Source organism: Pseudomonas migulae NBRC 103157, from assembly GCF_002091715.1.
GTDB classification, from domain to species: domain Bacteria; phylum Pseudomonadota; class Gammaproteobacteria; order Pseudomonadales; family Pseudomonadaceae; genus Aquipseudomonas; species Aquipseudomonas migulae_A.
The window spans coordinates 380011-405009 of the sequence record NZ_BDAG01000001.1; the positions used below are offsets into that span (position 1 = coordinate 380011).

General features: G+C 55.9%; 26 protein-coding genes and 1 pseudogene. 12 read left to right on the forward strand and 15 right to left on the reverse strand.

All coding sequences use genetic code 11. The annotated features are described in order from the left end of the window. Window positions 1-29 precede the first annotated feature (29 nt). The 8 genes from PMI01S_RS31830 to PMI01S_RS01825 all read left to right on the forward strand — a co-directional run bounded on the left by PMI01S_RS31830 (window position 30) and on the right by PMI01S_RS01825 (window position 7847). Window positions 30-2699 (forward strand): VgrG-related protein, encoded by a 2670-nt coding sequence (locus PMI01S_RS31830; RefSeq protein ID WP_139273136.1) that lies wholly within the window; start codon window positions 30-32, stop codon window positions 2697-2699. Beyond that, a complete protein-coding gene (locus tag PMI01S_RS01800) occupies window positions 2683-3528 on the forward strand; it encodes a tetratricopeptide repeat protein (RefSeq protein WP_084317746.1) in 846 nt (281 codons plus the stop codon). The genes PMI01S_RS31830 and PMI01S_RS01800 overlap by 17 nt, the downstream gene beginning before the upstream one ends. A 111-nt stretch (window positions 3529-3639) precedes the next feature. Then, window positions 3640-4146 carry a hypothetical protein gene (locus PMI01S_RS01805; RefSeq protein ID WP_139273134.1) on the forward strand — a complete coding sequence of 169 codons (507 nt, stop codon included), beginning with the start codon at window positions 3640-3642 and terminating at the stop codon, window positions 4144-4146. Between the two features lie 251 nt (window positions 4147-4397). After that, window positions 4398-5225 carry a tetratricopeptide repeat protein gene (locus PMI01S_RS01810; protein ID WP_235864453.1) on the forward strand — a complete coding sequence of 276 codons (828 nt, stop codon included), beginning with the start codon at window positions 4398-4400 and terminating at the stop codon, window positions 5223-5225. A 143-nt stretch (window positions 5226-5368) separates the two neighbouring features. After that, a complete protein-coding gene (locus tag PMI01S_RS01815; RefSeq protein WP_084317749.1) occupies window positions 5369-5935 on the forward strand; it encodes a hypothetical protein in 567 nt (188 codons plus the stop codon). A 165-nt stretch (window positions 5936-6100) separates the two neighbouring features. After that, window positions 6101-6556: a hypothetical protein gene (locus tag PMI01S_RS31915; protein ID WP_235864452.1), complete on the forward strand. Its 456-nt coding sequence runs from the start codon at window positions 6101-6103 to the stop codon at window positions 6554-6556. Window positions 6557-6652: 96 nt separating this feature from the next. After that, window positions 6653-7183, forward strand: coding sequence for a hypothetical protein (locus tag PMI01S_RS31920; RefSeq protein ID WP_235864451.1), 531 nt, complete (start codon window positions 6653-6655; stop codon window positions 7181-7183). An 88-nt stretch (window positions 7184-7271) separates the two neighbouring features. After that, complete coding sequence (locus PMI01S_RS01825) at window positions 7272-7847, forward strand: lysozyme inhibitor LprI family protein (protein ID WP_084317750.1); 576 nt, start codon at window positions 7272-7274, stop codon at window positions 7845-7847. A gap of 131 nt (window positions 7848-7978) precedes the next feature. Here the strand turns inward: PMI01S_RS01825 and PMI01S_RS01830 are convergent, their stop codons facing one another. Continuing rightward, window positions 7979-8377, reverse strand: coding sequence for a DUF6124 family protein (locus tag PMI01S_RS01830; protein ID WP_084317751.1), 399 nt, complete (start codon window positions 8375-8377; stop codon window positions 7979-7981). 487 nt (window positions 8378-8864) lie between these two features. Here PMI01S_RS01830 and PMI01S_RS01835 point away from each other — a divergent pair, with 487 nt between their 5' ends. Next, the gene (locus tag PMI01S_RS01835; RefSeq protein WP_084317752.1) at window positions 8865-9248 is read left to right on the forward strand and encodes a helicase; all 384 of its coding nucleotides are present in this window, start codon (window positions 8865-8867) and stop codon (window positions 9246-9248) included. A 47-nt stretch (window positions 9249-9295) separates the two neighbouring features. On the opposite strand, the gene PMI01S_RS01840 is transcribed toward PMI01S_RS01835, so the two are convergent. Continuing rightward, window positions 9296-10060 carry a Fic/DOC family protein gene (locus PMI01S_RS01840; protein WP_084317753.1) on the reverse strand — a complete coding sequence of 255 codons (765 nt, stop codon included), beginning with the start codon at window positions 10058-10060 and terminating at the stop codon, window positions 9296-9298. Next, window positions 10057-10314 carry a hypothetical protein gene (locus PMI01S_RS01845; RefSeq protein ID WP_084317754.1) on the reverse strand — a complete coding sequence of 86 codons (258 nt, stop codon included), beginning with the start codon at window positions 10312-10314 and terminating at the stop codon, window positions 10057-10059. The genes PMI01S_RS01840 and PMI01S_RS01845 overlap by 4 nt, the downstream gene beginning before the upstream one ends. A gap of 96 nt (window positions 10315-10410) precedes the next feature. On the opposite strand from PMI01S_RS01845, the pseudogene PMI01S_RS01850 reads away from it, so the two are divergent. Next, window positions 10411-10524: pseudogene (locus PMI01S_RS01850) on the forward strand (helicase); the annotation flags it as partial. Between the two features lie 77 nt (window positions 10525-10601). Here the strand turns inward: PMI01S_RS01850 and PMI01S_RS01855 are convergent. From PMI01S_RS01855 to exbB, 6 genes are all read right to left on the reverse strand, one after another. Continuing rightward, on the reverse strand, window positions 10602-12002 hold the full coding sequence (locus PMI01S_RS01855; protein WP_084317755.1) for an aminoacyl-tRNA deacylase and HDOD domain-containing protein: 1401 nt from the start codon (window positions 12000-12002) through the stop codon (window positions 10602-10604). 78 nt (window positions 12003-12080) lie between these two features. Then, complete coding sequence (recG, locus tag PMI01S_RS01860; protein WP_084317756.1) at window positions 12081-14156, reverse strand: ATP-dependent DNA helicase RecG; 2076 nt, start codon at window positions 14154-14156, stop codon at window positions 12081-12083. A gap of 9 nt (window positions 14157-14165) precedes the next feature. Further along, window positions 14166-15095 (reverse strand): hydrogen peroxide-inducible genes activator, encoded by a 930-nt coding sequence (locus PMI01S_RS01865; protein WP_084317757.1) that lies wholly within the window; start codon window positions 15093-15095, stop codon window positions 14166-14168. A 292-nt stretch (window positions 15096-15387) separates the two neighbouring features. Next, the gene (locus PMI01S_RS01870; protein ID WP_084317758.1) at window positions 15388-16134 is read right to left on the reverse strand and encodes an energy transducer TonB family protein; all 747 of its coding nucleotides are present in this window, start codon (window positions 16132-16134) and stop codon (window positions 15388-15390) included. Further along, complete coding sequence (gene exbD, locus PMI01S_RS01875) at window positions 16131-16559, reverse strand: TonB system transport protein ExbD (protein ID WP_084317759.1); 429 nt, start codon at window positions 16557-16559, stop codon at window positions 16131-16133. The genes PMI01S_RS01870 and exbD overlap by 4 nt, the downstream gene beginning before the upstream one ends. A 6-nt stretch (window positions 16560-16565) precedes the next feature. Further along, window positions 16566-17519: a tonB-system energizer ExbB gene (exbB, locus tag PMI01S_RS01880; protein WP_084317814.1), complete on the reverse strand. Its 954-nt coding sequence runs from the start codon at window positions 17517-17519 to the stop codon at window positions 16566-16568. Between the two features lie 188 nt (window positions 17520-17707). On the opposite strand from exbB, the gene PMI01S_RS01885 reads away from it, so the two are divergent. Beyond that, window positions 17708-18565 (forward strand): SDR family oxidoreductase, encoded by an 858-nt coding sequence (locus PMI01S_RS01885; RefSeq protein WP_084317760.1) that lies wholly within the window; start codon window positions 17708-17710, stop codon window positions 18563-18565. A gap of 127 nt (window positions 18566-18692) precedes the next feature. Here the strand turns inward: PMI01S_RS01885 and PMI01S_RS01890 are convergent, their stop codons facing one another. The 6 genes from PMI01S_RS01890 to PMI01S_RS01915 form a co-directional block, all read right to left on the reverse strand. Then, complete coding sequence (locus tag PMI01S_RS01890) at window positions 18693-19433, reverse strand: hypothetical protein (protein ID WP_084317761.1); 741 nt, start codon at window positions 19431-19433, stop codon at window positions 18693-18695. Between the two features lie 54 nt (window positions 19434-19487). After that, complete coding sequence (gene ridA / locus PMI01S_RS01895; RefSeq protein ID WP_003229509.1) at window positions 19488-19868, reverse strand: deaminase RidA; 381 nt, start codon at window positions 19866-19868, stop codon at window positions 19488-19490. Window positions 19869-19893: 25 nt separating this feature from the next. Then, window positions 19894-21999, reverse strand: coding sequence for a bifunctional GTP diphosphokinase/guanosine-3',5'-bis pyrophosphate 3'-pyrophosphohydrolase (spoT, locus tag PMI01S_RS01900; protein ID WP_084317762.1), 2106 nt, complete (start codon window positions 21997-21999; stop codon window positions 19894-19896). A 56-nt stretch (window positions 22000-22055) separates the two neighbouring features. After that, the gene (gene rpoZ, locus PMI01S_RS01905; RefSeq protein WP_003177259.1) at window positions 22056-22319 is read right to left on the reverse strand and encodes a DNA-directed RNA polymerase subunit omega; all 264 of its coding nucleotides are present in this window, start codon (window positions 22317-22319) and stop codon (window positions 22056-22058) included. 168 nt (window positions 22320-22487) lie between these two features. Further along, complete coding sequence (gene gmk, locus PMI01S_RS01910) at window positions 22488-23108, reverse strand: guanylate kinase (protein ID WP_017341488.1); 621 nt, start codon at window positions 23106-23108, stop codon at window positions 22488-22490. Window positions 23109-23120: 12 nt separating this feature from the next. Next, the gene (locus PMI01S_RS01915) at window positions 23121-23984 is read right to left on the reverse strand and encodes a YicC/YloC family endoribonuclease (RefSeq protein WP_084317763.1); all 864 of its coding nucleotides are present in this window, start codon (window positions 23982-23984) and stop codon (window positions 23121-23123) included. A gap of 281 nt (window positions 23985-24265) precedes the next feature. On the opposite strand from PMI01S_RS01915, the gene rph reads away from it, so the two are divergent. Next, on the forward strand, window positions 24266-24988 hold the full coding sequence (gene rph, locus PMI01S_RS01920) for a ribonuclease PH (protein WP_084317764.1): 723 nt from the start codon (window positions 24266-24268) through the stop codon (window positions 24986-24988). Window positions 24989-24999 lie beyond the last annotated feature (11 nt).

Sequence of the window (24999 nt, forward strand, 5' to 3'; positions counted from 1 at the left end):
CACCAGGGACAGAATTCAGGTAATTGGTAATGACTGAGACAACAACAAGCAAAGTAGAGAAATGGGCGTATCCGCTGAAAGTTGGGGCTGCAGAAGCGACCGATCCGCAGCAGTATTACGACGCTTTAGCCAAAGCTAAGGCGGGTTTCTATCCTGTAGGAAGCAACGGTCTTTGGCATGGGGGGATTCATTTCGACGAAGGTACTGGTTTAGTAACTGATTTAACCGAAGTCAGGTGCATAGCTGATGGTGAAGTCGTTGCATACCGTATTGATGAGATCTATCCAACTTCAGATTATTCAGGAAGCCCGGCATCTCCTTTTTCTACTGGTTTTGTTCTGGTGAAACACGTTTTAACGCCGCCAGCCGTGAATGCGGCTACTACGCCGTCCGCAGCGGGAAATGCGGCTTCGGGTCCAAGACTTACTTTCTACAGCCTTTATATGCACCTGCTGGACTGGAAGACATATCAAGAAAATCCTTCACTTAAGCGGCCGGCTTACTGGGGAGGAGGTCTGTCTTCAGTCAAAGCCAATGCACCTGACGCGTTGCTGGGGCTTCGTGTGCGCGCCGATAAATCGTCTCAGTCCGCCGAATTGGCCGTGTTGCCCAGAGGAACCGCGGTAACGACCAAGGCTGCTCCGGCAACTCAAAAATGGTTGGAAATTGTAAGTGTATCCCCACCTGTTTCAGGGTTAGCGCAAAATATGGGATGGGTTTTCAAGAAGGAAATGCACCACGTTTCCGGTGATCAATACCTCATTGACAAAGAAGCGAAGGACCCAGTCCCAGAGTATAAAAATGGTGCCAATATTCGCGACTTGGCTACAGGGCAGGTTATTTCGTTCCTCCCCGCTGGCACACAGGTAAAAGTAGTTAGTGGGCCGGGGCAGTATAAAAAATTGGTGGAAATTGTAGCTGGCGAAGCCTTTCCAAAACTTGCGAGTAATATAAACCCCGCGGGACTGGGGAAAATTTTTGCAGCGTCTTTAGAAGAGTTAAATGAGCCTCAGAAACCTTGGGGTGAGGTTTGTGTTCTTCCCGTACCAGTAAAAATTAAGGCCGGGGAGAGAATAGGGCACGCTGGCAAGTATAAGAATAATGGAGATGCCACTAGTAAGAGCGTCTTACATCTTGAGGTGTTTAGTAGTGATGACGTACCAGCATTTATTGAAAGTTGTAAACCTATAGGTGCAGCATTTCCAGAGGATCAGAAAAAACTAATTATGATCCATAAAGAAGCTAGTCAGGTAGTCTCCCATGCTGACGGCATTAACAATGCGCACCCTCCAATAGCTTCGCCCTCTTCACCTAAAGTAGGCTTTAATACGATTATTCCGGTTGACGTTCTTAGCCGAATGTCGGCAGATCGAAAAATAAAAGTAGGAGGCGGTACAGCAGGCGCTGAAAGTCTCTGGTGGCGGGTTGATAAAAAATTTGCCGATGAAGCAGGTCGGCCTCTAGATGGCTGGCTTCACGAGCAGACGTTGATCACCACCAGGCATAGTGGTTGGGAATGGATTGGCTTTCAGTACCTAACCGAGACGGTAAGTAACGTAGAAAACCTAGCTGGTCATTTAGACGCCCAGGGTGCTTTGACTGAGGAAGAAATTCCGAATTATAGCGCCCAGTTGAACATTGCTGATGGAGGTCCGATACGTGAGTGGCTCTATAAAACTATCGATACTGACTCCGACACAAAGCTGTCCGTTGAAGAAATAAAATCGGCTCTTGCGAAATTCTGGTTTGCTCAACCGATTTCACAATTGATTAGTAAGTATGAAAGTGAATGGCTTTGGAATGAAGGTAAATGGTCAGAGCTTGATCCACTTATGAAAGACTCTTCGGGTGTTGTTAATCCCGACTGGATAGTGGAGAAGAAACGGATCGAAAAATTATCATGGTGGGCCCAGTTGGCAAGCAAACAAGCCATAACAGGTGACGGTAATGTGTGGCATTTTCATCCAGTCGGGCTATTGGGGAATTTTTATGTTTCGCGGATGAGAAGAGACTACGATTTAGGTACCCTATCTAGTCATTACGAAACCGGAGGGCGCGGATCAATTACTGTATCTGGCGGGGCTGGGGATGCGGGGGGAGTATCCTATGGTGCTTATCAGATGACCAGTCAAGTCAAGATAAAGAACCCTGACGGTTCTTTTACTGTGACTAACGGCGGGACGGTTAAGAAGTTTGTGAATTGGAGCGGCATGCCATGGACAAGCGAATTCTCTGGATTGACTCCTGGCTCTGCGGCATTCACCAGTAAATGGAAGGAGCTGGTGGAAACAAAAGGGCAGGAATTTGTCGATGTGGAGCACGAATTCATCAAGGTTTCTCACTTTGATATTCAGATTCAAAAAATTATTAGTGATGCTGGGATCGATTTGAGATATCACTCACACACTATAAATGATGTGGTTTGGTCGACAGCAGTTCAGCAAGGACCGGGCGCTTCAATAATTGTAAAAGCGATAGATGGCCTGGGAATACCGCACGAAGAAACCAAGGCTTACGACGAAAAACTAATTGATGCTATCTATAATGAGCGAGGCAGAAAAATTGTAGGAGGTACGTCAGATGGTCAGTTGTACTATTTTTCGAAAAATTCCATTGCAGTGCAACAGGGCGTAGCAGACCGATTTGTTTCAGAAAAAGCGAAAGCACAGGGGCGATTGAAAGATGAAAGCGGCTACTAATATTTTGATGTTTGCTGTTGCAGTGCTTTTTGCCAGTATTTCAATGGCTCAAAACAGTTTGGCGCTTTACGTTTCCGATTCAGGAAGTGCAGCTTTAACGGAGGTGCAAGGACGTACTTCGTTGCTAGTTCTTGCTGGGGGAAACGATAATGGGCAGGCTACGTCAGGTAGTTGCGTAATCGCAGCAAGTTTAACAGCTGTAGAAGGAGGCTTTAAAGGTAACCTCTTTCCAGTTAGCACGGGTATAAACAGCTATAGTGAAGAACAAGCGCAGGGAAAAAAAATAAACGTTGAGAGTGATTTCGCAGCGATAGTTATAACTGATGTGGATGATGTGGGTATTTGTGCATTAGATAATAGTCTGGTTAATCGCTATGGAAAGATTCTGCTCAATGACAAGAAACATAAAATTGTTTATTCGGAAATGATTGGTCTCGCTCACGCCAATGCTCTGTCGTTGTTTAAAAGAGGAAAAAAAGAGGAGGCGATCATCGGGCTTTCTGCTTATGCGGAAAATTATAAGTCTGCTTGGCTGGCTGACAAAGAATTGGCTGATGTAGTTGTATCAGCGATAAATGATTATGCCTATTTTCTACAGGAGAATAATCAAGCAGCGGAATCGATCCCGCTTCTAAAAGATATCGTAACTGCTCAGCCAAATAGAGCGGTTGCTTGGTTGAATTTGGCGGATTCAAACTGGGCGGTTGGCAATAAAAATGATGCCGTAAAACAATATTCTGAATATAAAAAACTCATGCTGTCGGTAAACAAAAAGTCGAAAATTCCATCGCGAGTATTTGAGCGCTCTGAAGCTTCTTCTAGTCTTTAACGAAAAAGGGAAAAGGGAATGGATTTGTTTAGTTGCGCTCGGCACTTTGTGGTGCGGTCGCCGATAAATAAATCTGTCCCATTTTTCTTCATTTATTAAGAGGCAGAGACAGTGATTAAAGTCGCCGCTTTGTATTTATTGTCCTCGTTTTTTCTGGCGAACGCTGGAGAGAATCTTGTTGTTGAAAGCAATGGTTGTGTGATGAAGGTAAAAGATTTCGCTGGTTTCTCATCTGGGAAAACAAGTGAAGGCGAGACTATTGTTAAATACAAATATAAAGACGGTAGGGTGCGGGATATTAAGGTCGGCTGCGAAGATATGACTCTGGCGGACGCAATAGCTGGCGATTATGTGCAAGAGAAAGACGGATTGAAAGTTGGAACTGGATCGCATCCGCTATCAAAAGCAAACCTGTACTCTGGTAGCAATTGGTCTGGGGTAGAGGGCGTATATTTTTTAGGTGCCGTCTGTTTTACCACATCATTTGAGGCGGGCAGGGATCATGTTTTTTTTATAGAAACATGTGGCGAGGAAAAGGACACGAAAGAGGTGAGGAGAAGCTTTCTGTCGTTGCTTAAGCACGCTGAGACTTATTACGTTGAACCTACTAATAAATAACAGTTAGACAGAGGGGTATACTTATTTTTTTTAGTTGGGGATAAAATAAGCTTATCCCTTTGTCAGTTCTTCTCTGAAAATCCTACTGTTAGTGAAAATATAACTGCTTGGGGAAACAGTCGTGCTAGCTACGAGCGCGAAATTACTGATATTTACGGTCCCGGTCGTAACGAAATGACAACTCTAGGTGGGGCGGTACACCAAACTAAAGGTGGCAGTAAGTGTTTAATAAATGCTATATGGTCACGTGTTTGGTATTTTTGCTCGCTGGTACGAGTTATGCCGATACACAACCGTTAAAAATTGTCGGTTCTCAAGGCGGTTCTTTAAGCTTTAAGAATTATGAAGAGAAGTATGGGGGGTGGAATGATGTGCAATATCAAGCCGCCACAGATAGGTTCAGCATATACTCGCTCCCAACTAAATTGGCGGGTTCTGAAGATGGCGTCGTTGCAAACTCAGATATAGGTCTTGTCTCTGGCGATAAAAAATATGTGATAATACAGCGAACAAATGCCGGAGAAGTAGTCGATGGTGAAGGGAATGAAATAATTTCCTCTCAGGCATACTGCGATATGGTTTTACTGGAAACTGGCTGTGTCAAAAATGTGGGTTCAGTTCAGCAATGTGACGGCGCATGGCTGAACAACAAATGGAAAAGTGCGGAAGGAGGGGTTTTCGAATTTTCTAAGGGGGGGATTTCTCCGAAGCAACTAATCTCTGACGTGGTTGGCGTGTCTGAGAATGAGTCGCGCGCTAGTACATTAAGAGACTCTATTTTCATGGGAGTTCCCTCCTATATGGCGTGCTATCAACCTGAAAAAAATATATCTGAATATAATGACATTGCATTCTACTTTGCCCAAGGTGGCGAGCACCTTTTGGCAATGCAGATTTATAATCGCTTATTGGCTGTTGTGGCGGCCAGAGTGCCCTTGAAGCTTAATGTTGCTGACTCTCTCTGGGCACTTGGAAAGCATGATGAGGCGAAGCCATACTATGCTGAATATCGCGATGCGATGAGAAAGAAAGGTATAGCAAGTAAAATACCTAAGCGAGTTGAGGAGCGTTTGAATTAGTAAAGGTAGCTTTATTTTTATACAGCTCCTCGGGAGATTGCTTGCCTTTAGTGAAAATAGCTAGGCTGGATCTCTTTCATGGATAACACCAACATCGGCCCTCTCTGAGATCCGCATGCAAGGATAAAAATTGGGGCGGGTTTATGTATGAGGGAAATTTAGCATTCGCTACCTTTTTAGAAATTCGTTTATATTGGAGAATTAATATTAAGTATTTTTTCTTGCTTGCCTTCTTTGCTACTGCTGCTCGCGCTGCCCCTATCGATGTTTGTTATCCCACGGAAGGGCCTAAGCATTTTTTGTCCCAATGGACCGAGGACTCACGCACAATCGATATGCTTTCACGGGTTGAGGGCGAGAAATTTTCAATCGAGGAAGGGAAAATCGTCTATAACGAAGACTTCAATGGTGATGGCGTGAAGGACTTTATTTTTCTTTCATATTCTAGTGCAGGTTCTAGTGGTGATTTTACTTACGGATTTTTAGTCCAGTGCCAAGGTTTTCTGAGGAATGTGGGAGGCGATTACTTTGCAGATGTAAAAGTTCTAGATGGCCATCCAGAAAATACTCCATATAAAGATATTAAAATCTATTCTTATAATAGAGATAAGCAAGATCAAATTATGCACAGAGATGGAAAGCCGCTGACTACTCCTCATCTTTGGCGCTTCAATCCAGAAACGAAGCTGTATGAAGGTGAGTCAAGATAAGTGAGGTTAAAGGGAGTTGGGGCGGATTTATTTTCTAGTCCGTCCCGTTCACACCTCTTAAAAATTTATTTATCAGGCTAGTTGTGACTATAAATAAATTTTTCTCCTGTAGCTGTCCCCTTTGTCGCTGGGATTTGAACTGGTTGAATTAAGGAATTGAAGACAGTGAAACTTTTTTTTTGGTGCTTTGTTTGCGCGTTAGCGTGCCAAGTCACTCTGTCGCTTTCGCCTGCGCTCGCTACTCCGCAGGTTATCAAGAAGATTCCGGTCAGTTTAATGGGTGATGCATCACGTCAAAACGTGTTTGTGCTGACTGGTGATACCGATGAAGCTTATCACCGACTGCTGATCGCGCCTGAGCCTGGGGCCAGCGACGACATTCTGCTGGATACATCCAAAGCGATACCGTTAATCAAAAGCCAATACTCGGCGGCCATGAGTGAAGGCTTCAGTATCAACGTGATCAACAGTCCGGCAGGTGTGCTTACGGTTGTCGATATGCAAGGGGAGCCCGTGTCAGTCAAGCAGTCTTCCGCTGAAGCAGGGGACGCGCTTGTACTGGTCAGTAACGAAGAAGATAACGGCGTTTACAACTTCAATCTGGTGTTCCGCTACAACTAAAACTCAAAACAGTTTGAGCTGAGTAGCCTAGTGCAGGTAACCAACAACGAGTCCTGTGATCGCTCGGTAGTCAGTGTTGAAGAAGTACCCAAAAGCATGATCGGCGAAACCTCGTTGTCGTCGTTCGATGGGCGCAAGGTGTTTGAGCAGTTGCATGACCTGCACGTTAAGCGACCCGCCGAGGGCTACAAAAAACTGATGATGTCGGATATCGCGTACCAGCTCGACCAAGCGCTGGTGCTGTATCGAAAAGGGCAGAAAGAGGCCGTTTCGACGGTGATGGCGAATTTTCTGATGGATGGGGGCGAAGGCCACTGCTATCCGCACAGTTACATCGCGCAAAAGTATGACTTCGCTCAATCGCCAAGCTGGTCTAACGACGTCGGTTTTCTATTGGGCGAGTCCGGCTATTACGAAGAATCCATTGAGTTGTTGAACGCGGTTATTGCCAGAAGCCCCGGCAGAACAGTTGCCTATCTGAATCTCGCGGATAGTTACTGGGGCGTGAAAGATAAGGTGCGGGCGGCGCAGGCTTACAAGCAATATGCCTCGTTGATGACCAGCGCAGGCAAGGGGTCGAAGATTCCTGATCGAGTGGCTGAGCGTAGTAAAGGAGCGGTGGAGTAATGGGCGAGCAGGCTGTGGCGAATCAGAAACTGGAGCTTGGCAGTAGCGTAGGGGCCCAGCAGTGAACACAACACTTAAGAGGTTTGCGATGGCGTTGACGGGCTTCGTTTTAGCGGCGTCGATGATCTCGGCGAATGCCCAGGAAACCTGCAACCACGACAGCTTCACCAATCCCGATTTGATCACTTGCGGTCAGCAAAGCCTCGAGAAAGTCGATGCCGTCTTGAATGAGCAATACAAGACGGCAATGGCCAGTTTGTCTCCCGCAGACAAGAAGCAACTGATCGATGTGCAAAGAAAATGGGTGCGCTTTAAAGAAGCGTATTGCGAGGATATCTATCAGTCCGCTTTGCCGGGAGCGGAGGCGCCCATCGAGAAGCTTGCGTGTTTGGCGCGTGCAACCAATGCCCGGTTGGGTGAGCTCATTTATCTACAGACAGGGCTGCCGAATGATGGCTTTTACAAAGCTGCATCGTTGATGGCAGGGCAGGATCGAGAAAACGGCCTAAAGGCCTCGATCAACCTGCTAGGCGGAGTTGAATTCGACGATCCGGTTTGGAAGCAATACGCCGATGCGCAGTGCGACATGAGTTTCCGCATGTTGCGCGAAGACCTCGCCTATTGCGCTGTACGAATGCGTTTTCAGTTACCCATGAACCGCTAAAAAAATGACAGGTCTGAACTCGCCGCCCGAGACAGGCTGTCGAGTCAGGGATTATCGAGAAAGGGGACGCCAAGTCCCCTTTTTTACGTCGATTGATGCGCCGCCATCGCCAGCAAGCCGGCTCCTACAGGTCAGCTGGCTCGGCTTTGTTGCTTGGCGAAAATCGCCGCCATTTCCGGTTCATCCAGATGATCCAGCGCTCGCTCAACCAGCAAATGCACCCCGTCGGCCATGCGGCTGAGCGCCAGGGCTACGGAGCGGCGTGAGCCGTCCACGCCGTCGGCTAGATTGGCGGCGATGGCGCTGATGGACAAGAGGTCTTCCGAGGCATTGGCGAGCAGGGTTTCAGTGTTGATGTCGGGGCAGACGCTAAAGAGGTCGCCGTTGCGACGTTTGGATTTTTGATCCGGTGGTGTGCCGAGGTGATGGTCGAGGGCGCGCTCGGCGGCTTCGTGGAGTTTTTTGGAGTCGAAGGATTCGTAGGGGGATGTGGCTTCGTGTTCTGGGGGATTCGGAGTTGGCTTGATCATTGATGTAGCTCCTGGAGTTAAGAGACTGACACCGTTTCGCTTTGCACTTCGAAAGAGGTGGCAGCTGTGCGTTGGTGTGCAAGACCGATCCAGGAACCGGCAGACCCGAAGGTCTCCGACGCACAGCCGCCATAACGACCCGCGAGCATAGGAAAACGCTCGACGAATAGCCATAAGCAATTGCGCACCTGGGTTCGGACTTGCACGTCCGTGTCACCGATTTTGCGGCGACGAAGAGAGACTATCGGTGAAGCCTATGGCTGCCTAGTTCATGAACAGCGCCACATGTTGAAGGAAATGTCCGATAGACCCGAGCGTAGAAAGCTCAAAAGAGCACGGCTTTTAAACAGAGTCGTTTAGTCAATGACTTGGTAGTCATCAGCGTCAAAAATACCGGCATCTTCTTCTAACACTACGCAACAGTGGCGTTCTCGCTCGAAGCCGCTACACTGCGCCGGCCGTTCATTTTTCTCTTGAGGCTGCACGCATGAAATTTCGTTTTCTTCTGTGGATGCTGGGTTTGTTGATGGGTAAGGCCAGTCGGACCAATCCTGCGTTTCAGCAGCAGTTGGGTGACAAGGAATTGGTGTTCCAGCTACAGACCCTGGACGGGAAAGTGGCGCGGCATTTCTTTGTGAAGGATCAGCGCATTACCAGCAAGTCGGGCGTGTATGCCGAGCCGGCGTTTGCGATTGCCTTTAAAGATGCGGCGTATGGCTTTGCCACGATGCAGGCGAAGAACAAGCAGTTGGCGTTTATGACGGGGATTCAGGACAAGTCGATTCAGATCAAGGGCAACCCGGCGTTGGTGATCTGGTTTCAGGGGTTGACCAAGTATTTGAAGCCGAAGAAGGCCAAGCCGAAGGCATAGGTCCTTCAGACAGTTCGCCGGGGTTCTTCGAGAGTAGGCTCGCCTCTTCAGCCATCCGGCTCAGGAGGCTCGAGGGTATCGAGTGGCAGGGCTCGGTACGTCTTGTAGATCTGCTGGACTTCCGGATTGTCCAGGCTCTCGTAAGTGATACCTTCCTTGTCGAGACCATCCAGGCCCCTGATGCCGCTGATCGTTGCTGGCCAGTCGTCGCGACTGGATATATCGACGATGAACGGTTTCAGGTAGTTATCGAGATATCCCTCACGAGGCTCTCGGATCTCGTCGCTGAGTGCCCGCAGGTAGTCGTCTTTGTTTGTCTTGGACCAGTCGATGGCGAACCTGGCCCGATAGCAGAGTTCCATAAAGACCAAGAGGATCGTGCGCCCGTTGCCGTCCAGGAAGGGGTGGGCGAAAGCCAGTTGGCCCATCACCCCGCCGGGATGGTCTCTGAAGCGTTTCTTGTCTGCCGCCAGCTTGAGCGCATAGTCGACAGACATTTTGATGGAGTCCGGGCGCTCAAACACGGTGCTTCGGGGATCGTTGAGGGAGCCCTTGAAGACTGCCAGGTGAGGGACAAGCTCGTTCCGGTCTTTTCCGGCCCAGTGATAGAAGCCGGAGAACAGGATCTCGTGAACGTTGAGTACTGCCTTGTAATCGATTGGCTTTTTCTTGGCCAAATAGGCAAGCGCATCTTCGATGCTCAATTCGAATGAAAGATGCTCTGACTCTTTTACTTCAGTGGGGTCTTTCAGTTGCAGCGAATTTTGCAGATATCCAGCCGTTTCGAAGTCGCCGAACGGATCAAAAGTCATGCGCTTTGTTTCTTTGAGCGTCTTTCCTGAAGGTAGCGTCCTTGCAGTGCCATGGTTTCAGACTTGCTCAGAACGCCTTTCTTCTTGAGGTTTACGAGCAATTGTTCGACGCCGTCCAACTCAACGACATCGCCTGCCATACGAGTAATGGTCACCGCCATGAGGCTCATGCCGTCAGGATCAGCAGAGACCATGTGATCTTTTGCAAGCTTGCGGACTTGGCTTGCAACACTGACAGCAGCTGTTTGGGTCATCAGAAAGCCCTCTATTTGCAGTCAAATCATAGCAGGGCACTTGCTCGTTGTCCTAGCTGGCCGATAGCCGCGGATTGAGCGAAAAACAAGCAGGCGGGGATTCAGGACAAGTCGATTCAGATCAAGGGCAACCCGGCGTTGGTGATCTGGTTTCAGGGGTTGACCAAGTATTTGAAGCCGCGGAAGGCGAAGGCTGTTGCCAAGGTTTGAGGTGGTCAGGTAGACCGAGGTGGATTCTTCGCGAGCAAGCCCGCTCCCACATTTGACCGAGTGTGGGAGCGGGTTTTTTATGCCTGGGTGAATTGCGACGCGAGTTCGCGCAGCAGCACTTCAGCTTCGAGGACTTTGCTGACGACGTCGTTGGCTTTGTCGCGGGTCAGGCCGACGCGTTCCAGCAGGGCGTCGGGGATGTCTTCATCCGGGCCGGAGCCGATGCCGCGGCTACGCAGCAGGCGCACGGACAGGCACACGAGGTTCGGATATTCAGCGTAGGCGCCGTCGTAGCTCGGGTCGTGCTGGAAGCGCAGCGCGGTGGCCAACTCATCGGGCATGTCCCAGTAGCGCATCAGCCATGAGCCGATCTGTTCGCGGCTGATGCCGAGCAGGTGTTGCTCGACGTAGCTGTGGCACAGGTGCGGGTTGACCTCCAGGTGGCGGCAGATCAGCGAGAAGTGCGGCGGGAACACGTGGGCCAGTAGCAAGTAGCCGAAGTTGTGCAGCAGGCCGGCAAGGTAGGTCAGACCGGCTTCCGGGCGCTGGGCGCGCGGCATGGCGCGGGTCAGGCCTTCGATGACGGCGGCGGTGTAGATCGATTGCTGCCAGTACGGCGTGGTGTGTTGCGGGTGGTCTTTGGGCAGGCTGAGGGTTTTGCCCAGGGCCAGGCCCAGCGCGAGGTTGATCACCAGGTCGAAACCCAGCACCCGCACGATGGCGTCTTCAACGGAGCGAATCTTGCCCGGCGAGGCATAGTACGGCGACGCTGCCCAGCTCACGACTTGTGCGGCCAGGGCCGGGTCTGTTTCGACGACGCCGGTGATGTCGTCGATGGTGGCGTTGGGGTCGACGCGCAGTTTGATGATTTTCTGCGCGGTTTCGGCCAGCGGCGGAATTTCGATGGTCGATTCCAGGCGTTGCTGGATGCGCCGCGCGGTGAACGCTTGAACGGCCTGGGTGATTTCCTCGCGGTCATCGTCGGGGCGGTCGAGGTTCGGGCGGATGCTGGTCAGGTTTTCGCCGAAGCCAGCGGCGCTGGCCTTGGTCAGCATGGTCTTGAAGGCTTCGCTGGTGATTTCCAGCAATACGCCCGGCTCGCCCGAGTTGATCAGCAACTTTGGTTCGCGCAGCAGGCTTTCTTCGTACAGGCACGGCGAGCTTGTCAGCGCTGGCAGGCCGGGCAGCAGGCTCAAGCTGTGTTTGCCGAGCATCTTTTCCAGGCGCTCGGTCGACACGGCGGCGAGGCGGCGGCCAGTCAGTTCGGTGAGGCGGTTGAGGTCGAGCAATTGGCTTTGCGGAAACAGCACCATCAGTGCGCCCACGGCGTCGTCGAGCAATACCGCCTGCACTTTGCGTGAGGCGTTGAGGCCGTGGTGGTCGAGGACTTCTTCGTAGGTGATGCCCAGTTTGGCGAGCAGCAACCGAATAACAGACGGAGCGTGCGGGGTTTCGGGGACGAGGGCAGCTTCAGTCATGGTCTGTATCCGTATTCAAACAATTGCAGGAGTATAACCAGCTTGGTCAAAAGCATCGTCCAGAAACTGCGACGGTGCTCACACTTGGCCGTATTGCTGCCCATGGCGCAGCCAGCGGTCGAGCAGCGGGCTGACGTGATCCGGCCAGCGCTCCAGCAATGCCTGGGCGGCGTCGCGCACGGCGGGTAGAAGATCGGCGTCGCGCATCAGGTCGGCGACCTTGAATTGCAGCAGACCGGTTTGCCGTGTGCCGAGCATTTCGCCGGGGCCGCGCAGTTCGAGGTCTTTTTCTGCGATGACAAAGCCGTCGTTGGTCTCGCGCATGATGCCCAAACGCTGACGGCCGATTTGCGACAGCGGTGGATGGTAGAGCAGCACGCAATGGCTGGCGGCGCTGCCTCGACCGACACGGCCGCGCAATTGGTGCAGCTGCGCGAGGCCGAGGCGTTCGGGGTTTTCGATGATCATCAGGCTGGCGTTGGGGACGTCCACGCCGACTTCGATCACGGTGGTGGCGACCAGCAGTTGCAGGTTGCCGGCCTTGAATTCGGCCATCACGGCGGCTTTCTCGACAGGCTTCATGCGGCCGTGAATCAAGCCGACCTTCAACTCACCGAGGGCGGCGGTGAGGTCCTCAAAGGTGGTTTCGGCGGCCTGGCAGGTCAGCTCTTCCGACTCTTCGATCAGCGTGCACACCCAATAGGCCTGGCGCCCTTCGGCACAGGCGCCGCGCACCCGTTCGATGACTTCGACGCGCCGGGTGTCGGTGACCAATACGGTGTTCACCGGGGTTCGGCCGGGTGGCAGTTCGTCGAGGATCGAAGTGTCGAGGTCGGCGTAGGCGCTCATGGCCAGCGTCCGAGGAATCGGCGTGGCGGTCATGATCAGCTGATGCGGGCACATCCGCCCGCCGACGCCTTTCTGCCGCAATGCCAGCCGTTGCTGCACGCCGAAACGGTGCTGTTCGTCGATGATGACCAACGCGAGGTTCTTGAACTGCACTTCGTCCTGGAACAACGCGTGAGTGCCGACCACCATCGGCGTGCCACTGGCGATCTGCTCGAGCGCAGCCACGCGGTTCTTGCCTTTGAGCTTGCCGGCCAGCCACGCGACTTCAATGCCCAGCGGTTCGAGCCAGCGCTTGAAGGTGATGAAGTGCTGCTCGGCGAGAATCTCGGTCGGCGCCATCAACGCGACTTGGTAACCCGCTTCCAGTGCCTGAAGCGCGGCGAGGGCGGCGACCACGGTTTTACCCGCGCCGACGTCGCCCTGAATCAGCCGCAGCATCGGTTCGTGCTGACTGAGGTCGTAGGCGATTTCGTTGCCGACGCGTTGTTGGGCGCCGGTCGGTGCGAAGCCGAGGTTGGCCAGATACTTGGCCGGAAGCGTCGTGGCTTTCGGCATCGCCGGCGCACGCAGTGAACGCATGCTCTCGCGCAGGCGTTGCTGCGACAGTTGATGGGTCAGCAGTTCTTCAAAGGCCAGACGGTGCTGCGCCCAGTGATGACCGAGGGCCAGTTCGTCGACGTCGGCATCGGCGGGCGGGTGATGCAAGTAACGAATCGCATCGGCCAGCGGCGCCAGTTGATAGTCCCGCGCCAACTCTGTCGGCAGCCAGTCGGGCAGGCTGGTCGGGCCGAGCATCGTCAGGGTTTGCATGCACAGTTGGCGCAAACGTTGTTGGGTCAGGCCTTCGGTGAGCGGGTACACCGGCGTCAGGGTTTCATCCACCGGCGGCGGCTCGTCGCCGGTGATGGCGCGGTACTCCGGGTGGTAGATCTCCAGCCCCGAGGCACCGGGCCGCGCTTCGCCGTAGCAGCGAATTCGCGTGCCGCGTTTGAGGCCTTCTTTCTGGGCGTTGCTGAAGTGGTAGAAGCGCAGGCTGAGCCCGCCAGTGCCGTCCTGCAAGCGCACGACCAGGCTGCGGCGTCGACCCATGACCACATCGGCGCCGCTGACGGTGCCTTCGATCACGGCGTCTTGCCCGGGGCGCAAATGACCGATCGGGACCACGCGGGTGCGGTCCTGATAACGCAACGGCAGGTGAAACAGCACGTCCTGGAGATTTTCCAGGCCGACCTTGGCCAGTTTCTCGGCCATGGCCTCGCCGACACCCTTGAGTGCCGTGACCGACACTTGCGACAACTCGGTCATGACAGCAGCTTAAGCCGCAACCACCGGCGCGGGCGGTTTTGCCACCGAGCACAGGCGAATGGAGTCAGCGAGAATTTCAATCGCCTTAGGACGCGGGAAGCTCGCGCGCCAGGCGATGGCCACAGTGCGGAACGGAACCGGTGCTGTGAGTGGGCGTACTTCGATCACGCCGGGGGCGTAATGATGGCTGTCCACTGCCGAGAGCGGCAGGATCGAAATCCCGAGCCCCGAGGCGACCATGTGGCGAATGGTTTCCAGCGAGCTGGATTCCACCGTGGTGTGCTTGGCGCCGTCGTTGCCTTTGGTCAGGGTCGGGCAGGCTTCCAGCACTTGATCACGGAAGCAGTGGCCCTCGCCGAGCAGCAGCAGGCTCTTGTCGTTGAGCAGGGCGGCGTCGATGGATTCTTTTTGTGTCCACGGGTGTTGGGCCGGCATCAGGACGTAGAACGGCTCGTCGTAGAGCTGCAAGGTCAGGACGTCGGCTTCGTTGAACGGCAGGGCGATGATGATCGCGTCGAGTTCGCCGTTGCGCAGTTTGTCGCGCAGCACGTGGGTGAAGTTTTCTTCGATGTACAACGGCATCTGCGGGGCGACCCGATGCAGTTGCGGAATCAGGTGCGGAAACAGGTACGGGCCGACGGTGTAGATGGCGCCGACTTTCAGCGGGGCGGTCAGCTGGTTCTTGCCGGCCTGGGCCAGTTCGCGGATGCCTTGGGCCTGTTCCAGGACTTTTTGTGCCTGGGCCACGATGCCTTCGCCGACCGGGGTCAGGCGCACGGCGCTCTTGCTGCGCTCGAAAATCAGCACACCGAGTTCGTCTTCAAGCTTTTTCACGCCCACCGACAGGGTCGGCTGGCTGACGTGGCAACGCTCGGCCGCGTGGCCGAAGTGCTGCTCTTGGGCGAGGGTAACGATGTAGCGTAATTCTGTAAGAGTCATAGCGAGCGTCCATGAAGTTGCGGGCCAAGCATACCGGCTGCAATCGATAGACGCACGTTATCAGAGAGAGTGTGTCGAGTGACACCGGGTAATGCCGGTTTGCCGCTGGCGGATATGCGAAAGGCACCTTTCGGGTGCCTTTTGCAGGTATTTCGCTCGCTGAAGATCTCCTGTGGGAGCGGGCTTGCTCGCGAAAGCGGTGTGCCATCCAACATTGATGTCATCTGATACGGCCCCTTCGCGAGCAAGTCGAATCGTCGCACCGCCGCTTCCACCATGGTTCAGCGGTGGATTAGCGGCGACGTTCCAGCGAATAAACAAACGGTGCAACAATTTCGATGGAGCCGTTGTTCAGCATGTCGGCCGGGGGCTTGGGCAGCGGCTGGGCGCGTCGGATCATTTCCAGGGTCGCCCGGTCCAGATCGGCGTTGCCGGAGCGGCCCACCAGTTCGAACGACAACACGTTGCCTTCGCCATCCACCACGAAGCGCAGTCGGTTCAAACCTTCCTTGCCCCGCGCCTGAGCACTGGCCGGGTACTTTTTGTACTTGGCCAAGTGCGCAAGCAGGGCCCCTTGCCAGCTGGCCTTGGCCGCTTGCTGCGCGGGCGATGGGCCCGGTGCCGGTTGTGCGGATTTCTCCGTCGGTGCCTGGGTCGGTTGCGCGTCGCTCGGTTTTTCCTCGGACGGTTTCTCCTTCGGAGGCTCCGGCTTTTTCTCCACAGGCTTGGGCGGTTGAGGCTTTGGCTTGGGTTTGACCGGCTTCGGTACGGTGATTTCTGCCTTCGGCACTTCAGCCAGTTTCGGGATCGGCAGTTCTTCCACCGGCGCAGGTGGCTGCCGTGGCGTTATCACCTTCGGCGGGGCTGGCGGTGGCGGGGCCGGAACCGGCGCCAACTCAACCATCATCGCCTGCGGCGGCAGCTCGATGGGTGGCTGCGCGGTCCAGTTCATTGCCAGTGCAATGGCCAGCGCATGGACGCCCAGCACCACGGCCAGGCTCCCGCTGTAACGCGTCAGCTTATGGCGCGTCGTGATCATTTCTTGACTGCCGTCTCGAGTCCTACCAGACCCACCTTCAGGTAGCCCGCGGAACGCAGGTTATCCATCACGCTCATCAGGTCGCCGTAGTCCACGCCTTTATCGGCCTGGAAGAAGATCGTCGTGTCTTTCTTGCCATGGGTTTTGGCGTCCAGAGTGGCGCCGAGTGTTTCGGGCTTCACTTCGTCTTCGCCGAGGAACAGGCGCTGGTCAGCCTTGACGCTGAGGAACACCGGTTTCTCCGGCCGTGGCGCCGGTTTGGCGCTGGAGGCGGGCAGGTCGACCTTGATGTCCACGGTGGCCAATGGCGCCGCCACCATGAAGATGATCAACAGCACCAGCATCACGTCGATGAACGGCGTGACGTTGATTTCGTGGTTCTCGGCCAGATCGTCGTCTGCGCCTTCTTTCAAATGCAGGCCCATGGCCGATTACCCCACTTTCACCATGTGCGGTTGCGAGCTGCGCTCAGGCTGGTGGTCGAGGTCGCGGCTGACCAGCAACAGGACTTCTGCCGAGGCGTCGGACACTTGCGCCTTGTAGCCGGCGATGGAGCGGGCGAAGACGTTGTAGATCACAACGGCTGGAATTGCAGCCACCAGGCCCAGCGCCGTGGCCAGCAGGGCTTCGGCGATGCCGGGAGCGACGACGGCGAGGTTGGTGGTCTGGGTTTTGGCGATGCCGATGAAGCTGTTCATGATGCCCCACACGGTACCGAACAGACCCACGAACGGCGCGGTGGAGCCGATGGTGGCGAGTACGCCGGTGCCGCTGCTCATGTTGCGACCGCAGGCGGCAACCAGGCGCTCGAGGCGGAAGGCTACGCGTTCCTTGATGCCTTCTTTCTCGCGGCTGTTGGTCGACAGGCGCATTTCTTCCAGCGCGTCATGAACCAGCAGGTTGGCGAGGGTGCCGGCCTTGGCGGCAGAAGCGCTGGCTTCCTTGAGGGTGGTGGCTTTTTTCAGGTGAGCGATTTCGTTGCGCAGGCGACGCTTGGCGCCCATCAGCTCGAAGCCCTTGGCGATCCAGATGGTCCAGGTGATGATCGACGCGATGGCCAGGCCGATCATCACGATTTTCACGATGATGTCGGCGTTCTGGTACATGCCCCACGGCGACAGGTCATGGGCCATGCCCAGGGAGTTGTCGGCTTCGAGGACTTGCGGAGCGTCTTCACTGGTAGTGTCGACTGCCAGGGTAGGTTCGGTAGCAGCCGGTGCGGCTTGCTCGGCTGGAGCGGGCGCGGTGGCGGCAGGGGTGGCGGGTGCTTGTGCGTCAGCGAAAGCGGCGGTTGGCGCCAGCATCAGGCTGAGCAACAGGGCAGCAACCGCGCCCCAGGCGCGAGGTCGATTGGTTGGCGAAGCGGGGAAATGATTGCGTGTCATGCTGGCCGGACCTGAGAGAAAAAGACGGTAGATGTTCTTCCAGGCCTCGAAGGCCGAGAACAAAAGTGGTGGGCATTATTGCAAGTAATTCTTGTTAACAAAAGTAATAGAGTATCTTTTTTTCCTGCATTACTAGCCGCTCGTCCATTGTCGGCGCTAGTCTGTGGCTTTCCGATAGGAGTTTTTCGATGTCCGCGCCTTCTGTTTTGATCGCCGGCTGCGGTGATGTCGGCAGTCGTCTGGCCACACAATTGCTGGCTGCAGGGTGGGAGGTCCATGGCTTGCGGCGTGACGTCTCGCGCCTGCCCAAGGGAGTGATCGGTGTTGCCGGCGACTTGTTCAACAAAGACTGCCCGGAAACCTGGCCGGTTGGTGCGGTGGATTACCTGGTCTATTGCGCGGCCGCCACCGATCACGATGAAGCCGGTTACCGTGCTGCATATGTCGAGGGCTTGCAGCATGTGCTTGAGTGGCTGGACGACTACGGACAGGTGCCCAATCGCCTGCTGTTCGTTTCCAGCAGCAGTGTGTATGGCCAGCAGGAAGGCGAGTGGGTCGACGAAACATCGCCGACCATCGCTGCCGGCTATTCGGGTCGACTGATGCTCGAAGCCGAGCAGATCGCCCTCAATAGCGGCATCCCGGCGAGCATCGTGCGTTTGACCGGCATTTATGGCCCGGGCCGTGAATGGCTGCTGACTCAGGTTCGTCGCGGATACCGGGTGGCGATTGATCCACCACTGTACGGCAACCGCATTCACGCGGATGACGCGGCGGGGTTGTTGGCGTATCTGCTTGAAGCCGATCGGCGTGGTGTGGCGCTGGATGACGTTTACATCGGCGTCGACGACGCGCCTGCACCGCTGGCCGAAGTGGTGGATTGGTTGCGTGAATACCTGGGCGTGACTGAATGGGCCGAGGATGCGAGCGTGCGACGCACGGGTAGCAAACAGTGCAGTAACGCGCGGGCGAAGGCCCTGGGCTGGACCCCAAGGTACCCAAGTTATCGTGAAGGTTACGCCGCCATTCTTGAAGGGCGCTGCTGACACTCATCACACTGTAGGAGCCGGCTTGCTGGCGATGAGGCCATAACATCCAACATCTTTGTTGGCTGATACGCCTCCATCGCCAGCAAGCCGGCTCCTTCAGTTGTGTGTGGGCCTTAAGAGCTGGTTACTGCTTCTCGAGCAACCACTTGCGTTCACCCGGCGTGAACGATGGCATTTCGTCCGCCTGCGCGGTGTTCACGGCTTGCAGAATCTCCATTTCCTTGCCCTTGCGAGCAAAGATCCAGGTGTTGCCCTGGCCGTTCTGTTGCAGCCACATGTTGTCGTTACCACTGCTCATCGACGCGCAATCGCCCGCCAGGCACAGTGCATAGCGATCCGCACCCGGCAGGCCGGTCACCTGGCCGTCGGCCTGGAATTGCACGGTGCTGCCTTCACCGGGGCCGCTGACGACTTTCCAGCTGCCACCCATGTAGGCCGAATACAGCGCGCGTTCGAAGCTCGCGCCCATCGGTGCGCCATCCGGCACGGGAATCAGCGCCCGGTCGAAGACCTGCTCTGGCTCATTCTCGCTGGCAGCCTGGGTCAATTGCTTGCCATCACGCTTCAGCTCGCTGGCAGAACTGCCATAAAAGTCGACTTTCCAGGCGCCGGACGCTTCGCCCAACAGCTTGCCTTCGACATTTTCAAAACCGTTGGTGTAGCGGGCCTGGCCGGCCTTGGTGTTGACGTCCCATTCCAGGTTCGGGCCATAAGCCTGGAGCGCTTCACGCAGGGGGCCGCCTTTGGACGCAGCGTCGATCGCCACCTGATTGATCCAGGTGCCGCTGATGTCACGGTCGGCAGGGTTGCTGGCACATCCGCCCAAGAGTAGGGCGACCAGCGAGAGGGCTAGCGCTTGGCGCATGGTGGAATCCTTTCAAGACAGAATCGGCGCAGCCCTGGGACTGCGCCGGACGTATTACTCGATGACCAGAATGGCATCCATTTCAACCTGCGAACCCTTTGGCAGGGCGGCTACGCCGATGGCGGCGCGGGCAGGGTAGGGTTGGTCAAAGTACTTGCCCATGATCTCGTTGACCTTGGCGAAGTGGCTCAGGTCGGTGAGGAAGATGTTCAGTTTGACGATGTCCTTGAACGAACCGCCAGCGGCTTCGGCCACGGCTTTCAGGTTTTCGAACACCTGAACGGTCTGGGCTTCGAAGCCTTCAACCAGTTCCATGGTTTTTGGGTCCAGAGGAATCTGACCGGACATATAAACGGTGTTACCCGCCTTGATCGCCTGGGAATATGTACCGATGGCGGCCGGGGCTTTGTCGCTGGTGATAACAGTCTTGGTCATGAATGACTCCTTGTAATAGGTTGGCTTAGGCACGCATGCGGGTGATGCGAATCACCCCGGTCAGTGCGCGCAGTTTCTTGATCACGCGGGCCAGATGCACGCGGTCGTGCACGCTGACCACCAGTTGGACCACGCTGATGCGACCGTCGCGTTCGTCCATGCTGATTTTTTCGATATTGCCGTCGGCCGCGTTGACGCTGCTGGCCAACAGAGCGATCAAGCCGCGCTGATGTTCCAGCTCGACGCGCAGCTCGACGTTGAATTCGCCGGTGACATCCTTGGCCCACGAGAGCTGGATGCATTTTTCCGGGTTGTGGCGGATTTCGCTGATGTTGCGGCAGTTGTCCAGGTGCACGACCATGCCTTTACCCGCGGACAAATGACCGACAATCGGGTCGCCCGGGATCGGTGTGCAGCATTTGGCGTAACTGAGGACCAGGCCTTCGGTGCCGCGAATCGCCAACGGCCCTTCCGCGCTTGGCAATTGTTCCCCTTCGCCGAGCAGGCGGCGGGCGACCACGTAAGCCATGCGATTGCCCAGGCCGATGTCTTCGAGCAGGTCTTCGATCAGTTCGAGGCGGTACTCGGTGAGCATCGCCTTGACGCGCTCGGCCGGGACTTTTTCCAGCGAGCTGTCGAAGCCATTCAGCACTTTGTTCAGCAGGCGTTCGCCCAGGCTGATGGATTCGGAGCGGCGTTGCAGTTTCAGCGCATGGCGGATATGGGTCCGCGCCTTGCCGGTGACCACGAAATTGAGCCACGCCGGGTTTGGCCGCGCACCGGGTGCGCTGACGATCTCGACCGTGGAGCCGCTTTGCAGCGGTTCGGACAGCGGTGCGAGGCGACGATTGATCCGACAGGCAATGCAGCTGTTGCCGACGTCTGTGTGGACCGCGTAAGCGAAATCGACCGCCGTGGAGCCTTTGGGCAGCTCCATGATCCGGCCTTTGGGTGTGAACACGTAGACCTCGTCCGGGAACAGGTCGATCTTCACGCTCTCGATGAATTCCAGCGAGTTGCCGGCGCGTTGCTGCATCTCCAGCACGCCTTTGACCCACTGGCGGGCGCGGGCGTGAGTGCCTTTGGGCTGCTCGTCACCGCTGGATTTGTACAGCCAATGGGCGGCGATGCCGTTGTTGGCCATCTCTTCCATTTCGCGGGTGCGGATCTGGATTTCGATCGGAACACCGTGCATGCCGAACAGCGTGGTGTGCAGCGACTGATAGCCGTTGGCCTTGGGGATCGCGATGTAATCCTTGAAGCGACCCGGCAACGGTTTGTACAAATTATGCACAGCACCCAGCACGCGATAGCAGGTATCGACCTTGTCGACGATGATCCGGAACGCGTAGACGTCCATGATCTCGTTGAAGGCCCGACGCTTGCCGCGCATTTTCTTGTAGATGCCGTAGAGGTGTTTCTGACGACCGCTGACCTCGCCCTGAATGCCGTCGATGGCCAGGCAGTGGCTGAGGGACTCTTCGATCTTGTTGACGATTTCCTTGCGGTTGCCCCGGGCGCGCTTGACCGCCTGGTTGATCCGCGCGGAGCGCATCGGGTGCATCGCCTTGAAGCCGAGGTCTTCGAATTCTATGCGGATGGCGTGCATGCCCAGCCGGTTGGCGATGGGCGCATAGATTTCCAGGGTTTCTTTGGCGATCCGTCGGCGTTTTTCGCCAGACAGGACTTCCAGCGTGCGCATGTTGTGCAGGCGGTCGGCGAGCTTGACCAGGATCACGCGAATATCGCGCGCCATGGCCATGGCCATTTTCTGGAAGTTTTCGGCCTGGGCTTCGGCTTTGGTCTCGAAGTTCATCTGGGTCAGCTTGCTGACGCCATCGACCAGTTCGGCCACGGTTTCGCCGAACTGCGCTTGCAGCGCTTCCTTGGCGATACCGGTGTCTTCGATCACGTCATGCAGCATCGCAGCCATCAAGCTCTGATGGTCCATGTGCATGTCGGCAAGAATATTCGCCACCGCAAGAGGATGCGTGACGTACGCCTCACCGCTACGGCGGCGTTGGCCGTCGTGAGCTTGTTCGGCGTAGAAGTACGCTCGGCGGACCAGATTGACCTGGTCCTTGCCGAGGTAGGTCGATAAGCGATCGGCGAGGGCGTCTATGCTCGGCATGATGAAACCTGCCGTTCGCTGTGACCCCGCGCCGTGCTACGTCGACCAGGCATGGCTTAGACGGCCTCGTTGGACTCGTCCTCGAACGCTGCGAACAGCGGTTCGTCTTCGACGATTTCAGCATTGGCGATGAACTCGTAGCTCATCAGGCCTTCAGCGATTTCACGCAGCGCTACGACGGTAGGCTTGTCGTTTTCCCACTGAACCAGGGGCTCTTTGCCGCCGGTGGCCAGTTGACGGGCACGCTTGGTAGAGAGCATGACCAGCTCAAAGCGGTTTTCCACGTGTTCTAGGCAATCTTCAACGGTTACGCGGGCCATGGTATTCCTCGGAGCGAATGCAATATGCGCGCTGCCCGGTTGGGCGAGCGGACTCAACAGTTTAAAAAATCACCAGCGATTAGGGAAGCGCTGATTTTTTGACCAGGCCCTTCAACGCGCTGCAAGTACCAATGTAAAGCCCTTGCAGCGGTTTTGGGAAGAGCTGTTTCAGCCCAGCAATTCAGCCAGCAACATGCCGAAACGCACCTGTTGGCGCTTCTGTTGCAATTGATTGGCACGGAAAATCGCCTTCAGGTCATCCAGTGCGTGGGAGAAATCGTCATTGATGATCAGGTAGTCGTACTCGACATAGTGGCTCATTTCGTTGACGGCTTCACGCATCCGGCCAGCAATGATCTCGTCGCTGTCCTGGCCACGGTGGGTCAGGCGCTGGTGCAAGGCTTGCAGCGATGGCGGCAGAATGAAGATCGAACGCGCCTGAGGCATCAGCTTTCGCACTTGTTCGGCGCCTTGCCAATCGATTTCCAGAATCAGGTCGTGACCTTCGTCCAGCGTTTGCTGCAGATGGCTTTGCGAGGTGCCGTAGAAGTTGCCGAATACTTCGGCGCGTTCCAGAAAATCGCCGTGTTCGCCCATCTTCACAAAGGCTTCGCGGCTCACGAAGTGGTAGTTCACGCCGTCTACTTCACCCGGGCGCATGGCACGGGTGGTGTGGGAAATCGATACGCGGATCTCCGGGTTGGTGTCGGTCAAGGCCTTGACCAGGCTGCTCTTGCCCGCGCCCGAAGGGGCGGAAATGATGTACAGGGTGCCGGTGCTGTGGGTCATGTCGGGTTTGCCTTACTCAATATTCTGCACTTGTTCGCGCATCTGCTCGATCAACACTTTGAGGTTGACCGCTGCCTGTGTGCTGCGCGGGTCGAAGGCTTTGGAGCCCAGTGTGTTGGCTTCGCGGTTGAGTTCCTGCATCAGGAAGTCCAGGCGCCGACCGGCAGCGCCACCGGACTTGAGCACCCGGCGAACTTCGATGATGTGAGTGCTCAGGCGATCCAGTTCTTCGGCGACGTCGCTCTTCTGAGCGAGCATGACCATTTCCTGTTCCAGGCGTTGCGGGTCCATCTCGGCTTTCATGTCGGCGAAGCGGTCGAGGACTTTCTGGCGCTGGGTGGCAAGCATCTGCGGGACCAGTTCGCGCAGGGTCACCACGTCTTCTTCAATGGAGGTCAGGCGATCATCGATCAACCGTGCCAGCTCCGCGCCTTCGCGCTCGCGACCGGCCTTGAGTTCTTTCAGGCCTTCGTTGAACAGTGACAGAGCTTCGGCATTCAAGGCTTGCGGGTCGGTGGCGTCGCCGACCAGTACGCCGGGCCAGGCCAACACTTCCAGCGGGTTCAGCGCCGCCGGATTCTTGATCAGGCTGGCGATGGTCTCGGCGGCTGCAACCAGTTGCGCGGCGCGCTCGCGATCCACTTGCAGGGGTTTGTCGGTGTTTTCTTCGGTGAAGCGCAGGGTGCACTCGAGTTTGCCTCGGGAGATGCCCTGACGCAGTGCCTCGCGGACCGCGCCTTCGAGGTCGCGAAACGACTCGGGCAGGCGCAAGTGCGGTTCCAGGTAGCGGCTGTTGACCGAGCGCAATTCCCAGCTCAGGGTGCCTTGGGCGCCGGCTTTTTCGACGCGGGCGAAGGCGGTCATGCTGTGCACCATGGAGGTACCTCGCAATGCAGGTTCATGCGTTACCAAAGGTTTCGCAGACCCGATCTATATGAATTAAAGCCAAGAGGCAGCAAAGGCGCAGGATTGTAGCGCAGTGGGGCGGATGCGCCCAAACACACGGTGTGACAAAGGGCTGCAGGCCGTCGGTTAGGCGCTGTTCCAGGCTCAAGCCAGGGCCTTCAATCGTCGGGCGGATTTTTTAGAAGTGCCCAGGCTCGACGCGCGGCTCTATAATGCTCGGCAGTTTTCCGTCCCCCGTACAGGTATTCCCTATGAAACGTCCAAGTGGTCGCGCTGCCGATCAGCTCCGCTCGATCCGCATTACCCGCAACTACACCAAACACGCCGAGGGATCCGTACTGGTCGAGTTCGGTGATACCAAAGTCATCTGCACCGTCAGCGTCGAAAACGGCGTACCGCGTTTCCTCAAAGGCCAGGGCCAGGGTTGGTTGACTGCCGAATACGGCATGCTGCCGCGCGCCACCGGCGAGCGTAACCAGCGTGAAGCAAGTCGCGGCAAGCAAGGCGGCCGGACCCTGGAAATCCAGCGTCTGATCGGTCGTTCGCTGCGCGCTTCGCTGGACATGTCCAAGCTGGGCGACGTCACCCTGTACGTCGACTGCGATGTGATCCAGGCAGATGGCGGCACCCGCACCGCGTCCATCACCGGCGCCATGGTTGCGCTGGTCGACGCCTTGAAAGTGATCAAGAAGCGTGGCGGCCTGAAAGGTGGCGACCCGCTCAAGCAAATGATCGCGGCCGTTTCGGTCGGCATGTATCAGGGCGAACCTGTGCTCGACCTCGACTACCTGGAAGACTCGGCTGCCGAGACCGACCTGAACGTGGTCATGACCAGCACCGGTGGCTTCATCGAAGTCCAGGGCACTGCCGAAGGCGCGCCGTTCCAGCCTGAAGAGTTGACCGCTATGCTGGAATTGGCGAAGAAAGGCATGAGCGAAATCTTCGAACTGCAGAAGGCTGCACTGGCCGACTGACCGGAACCAAT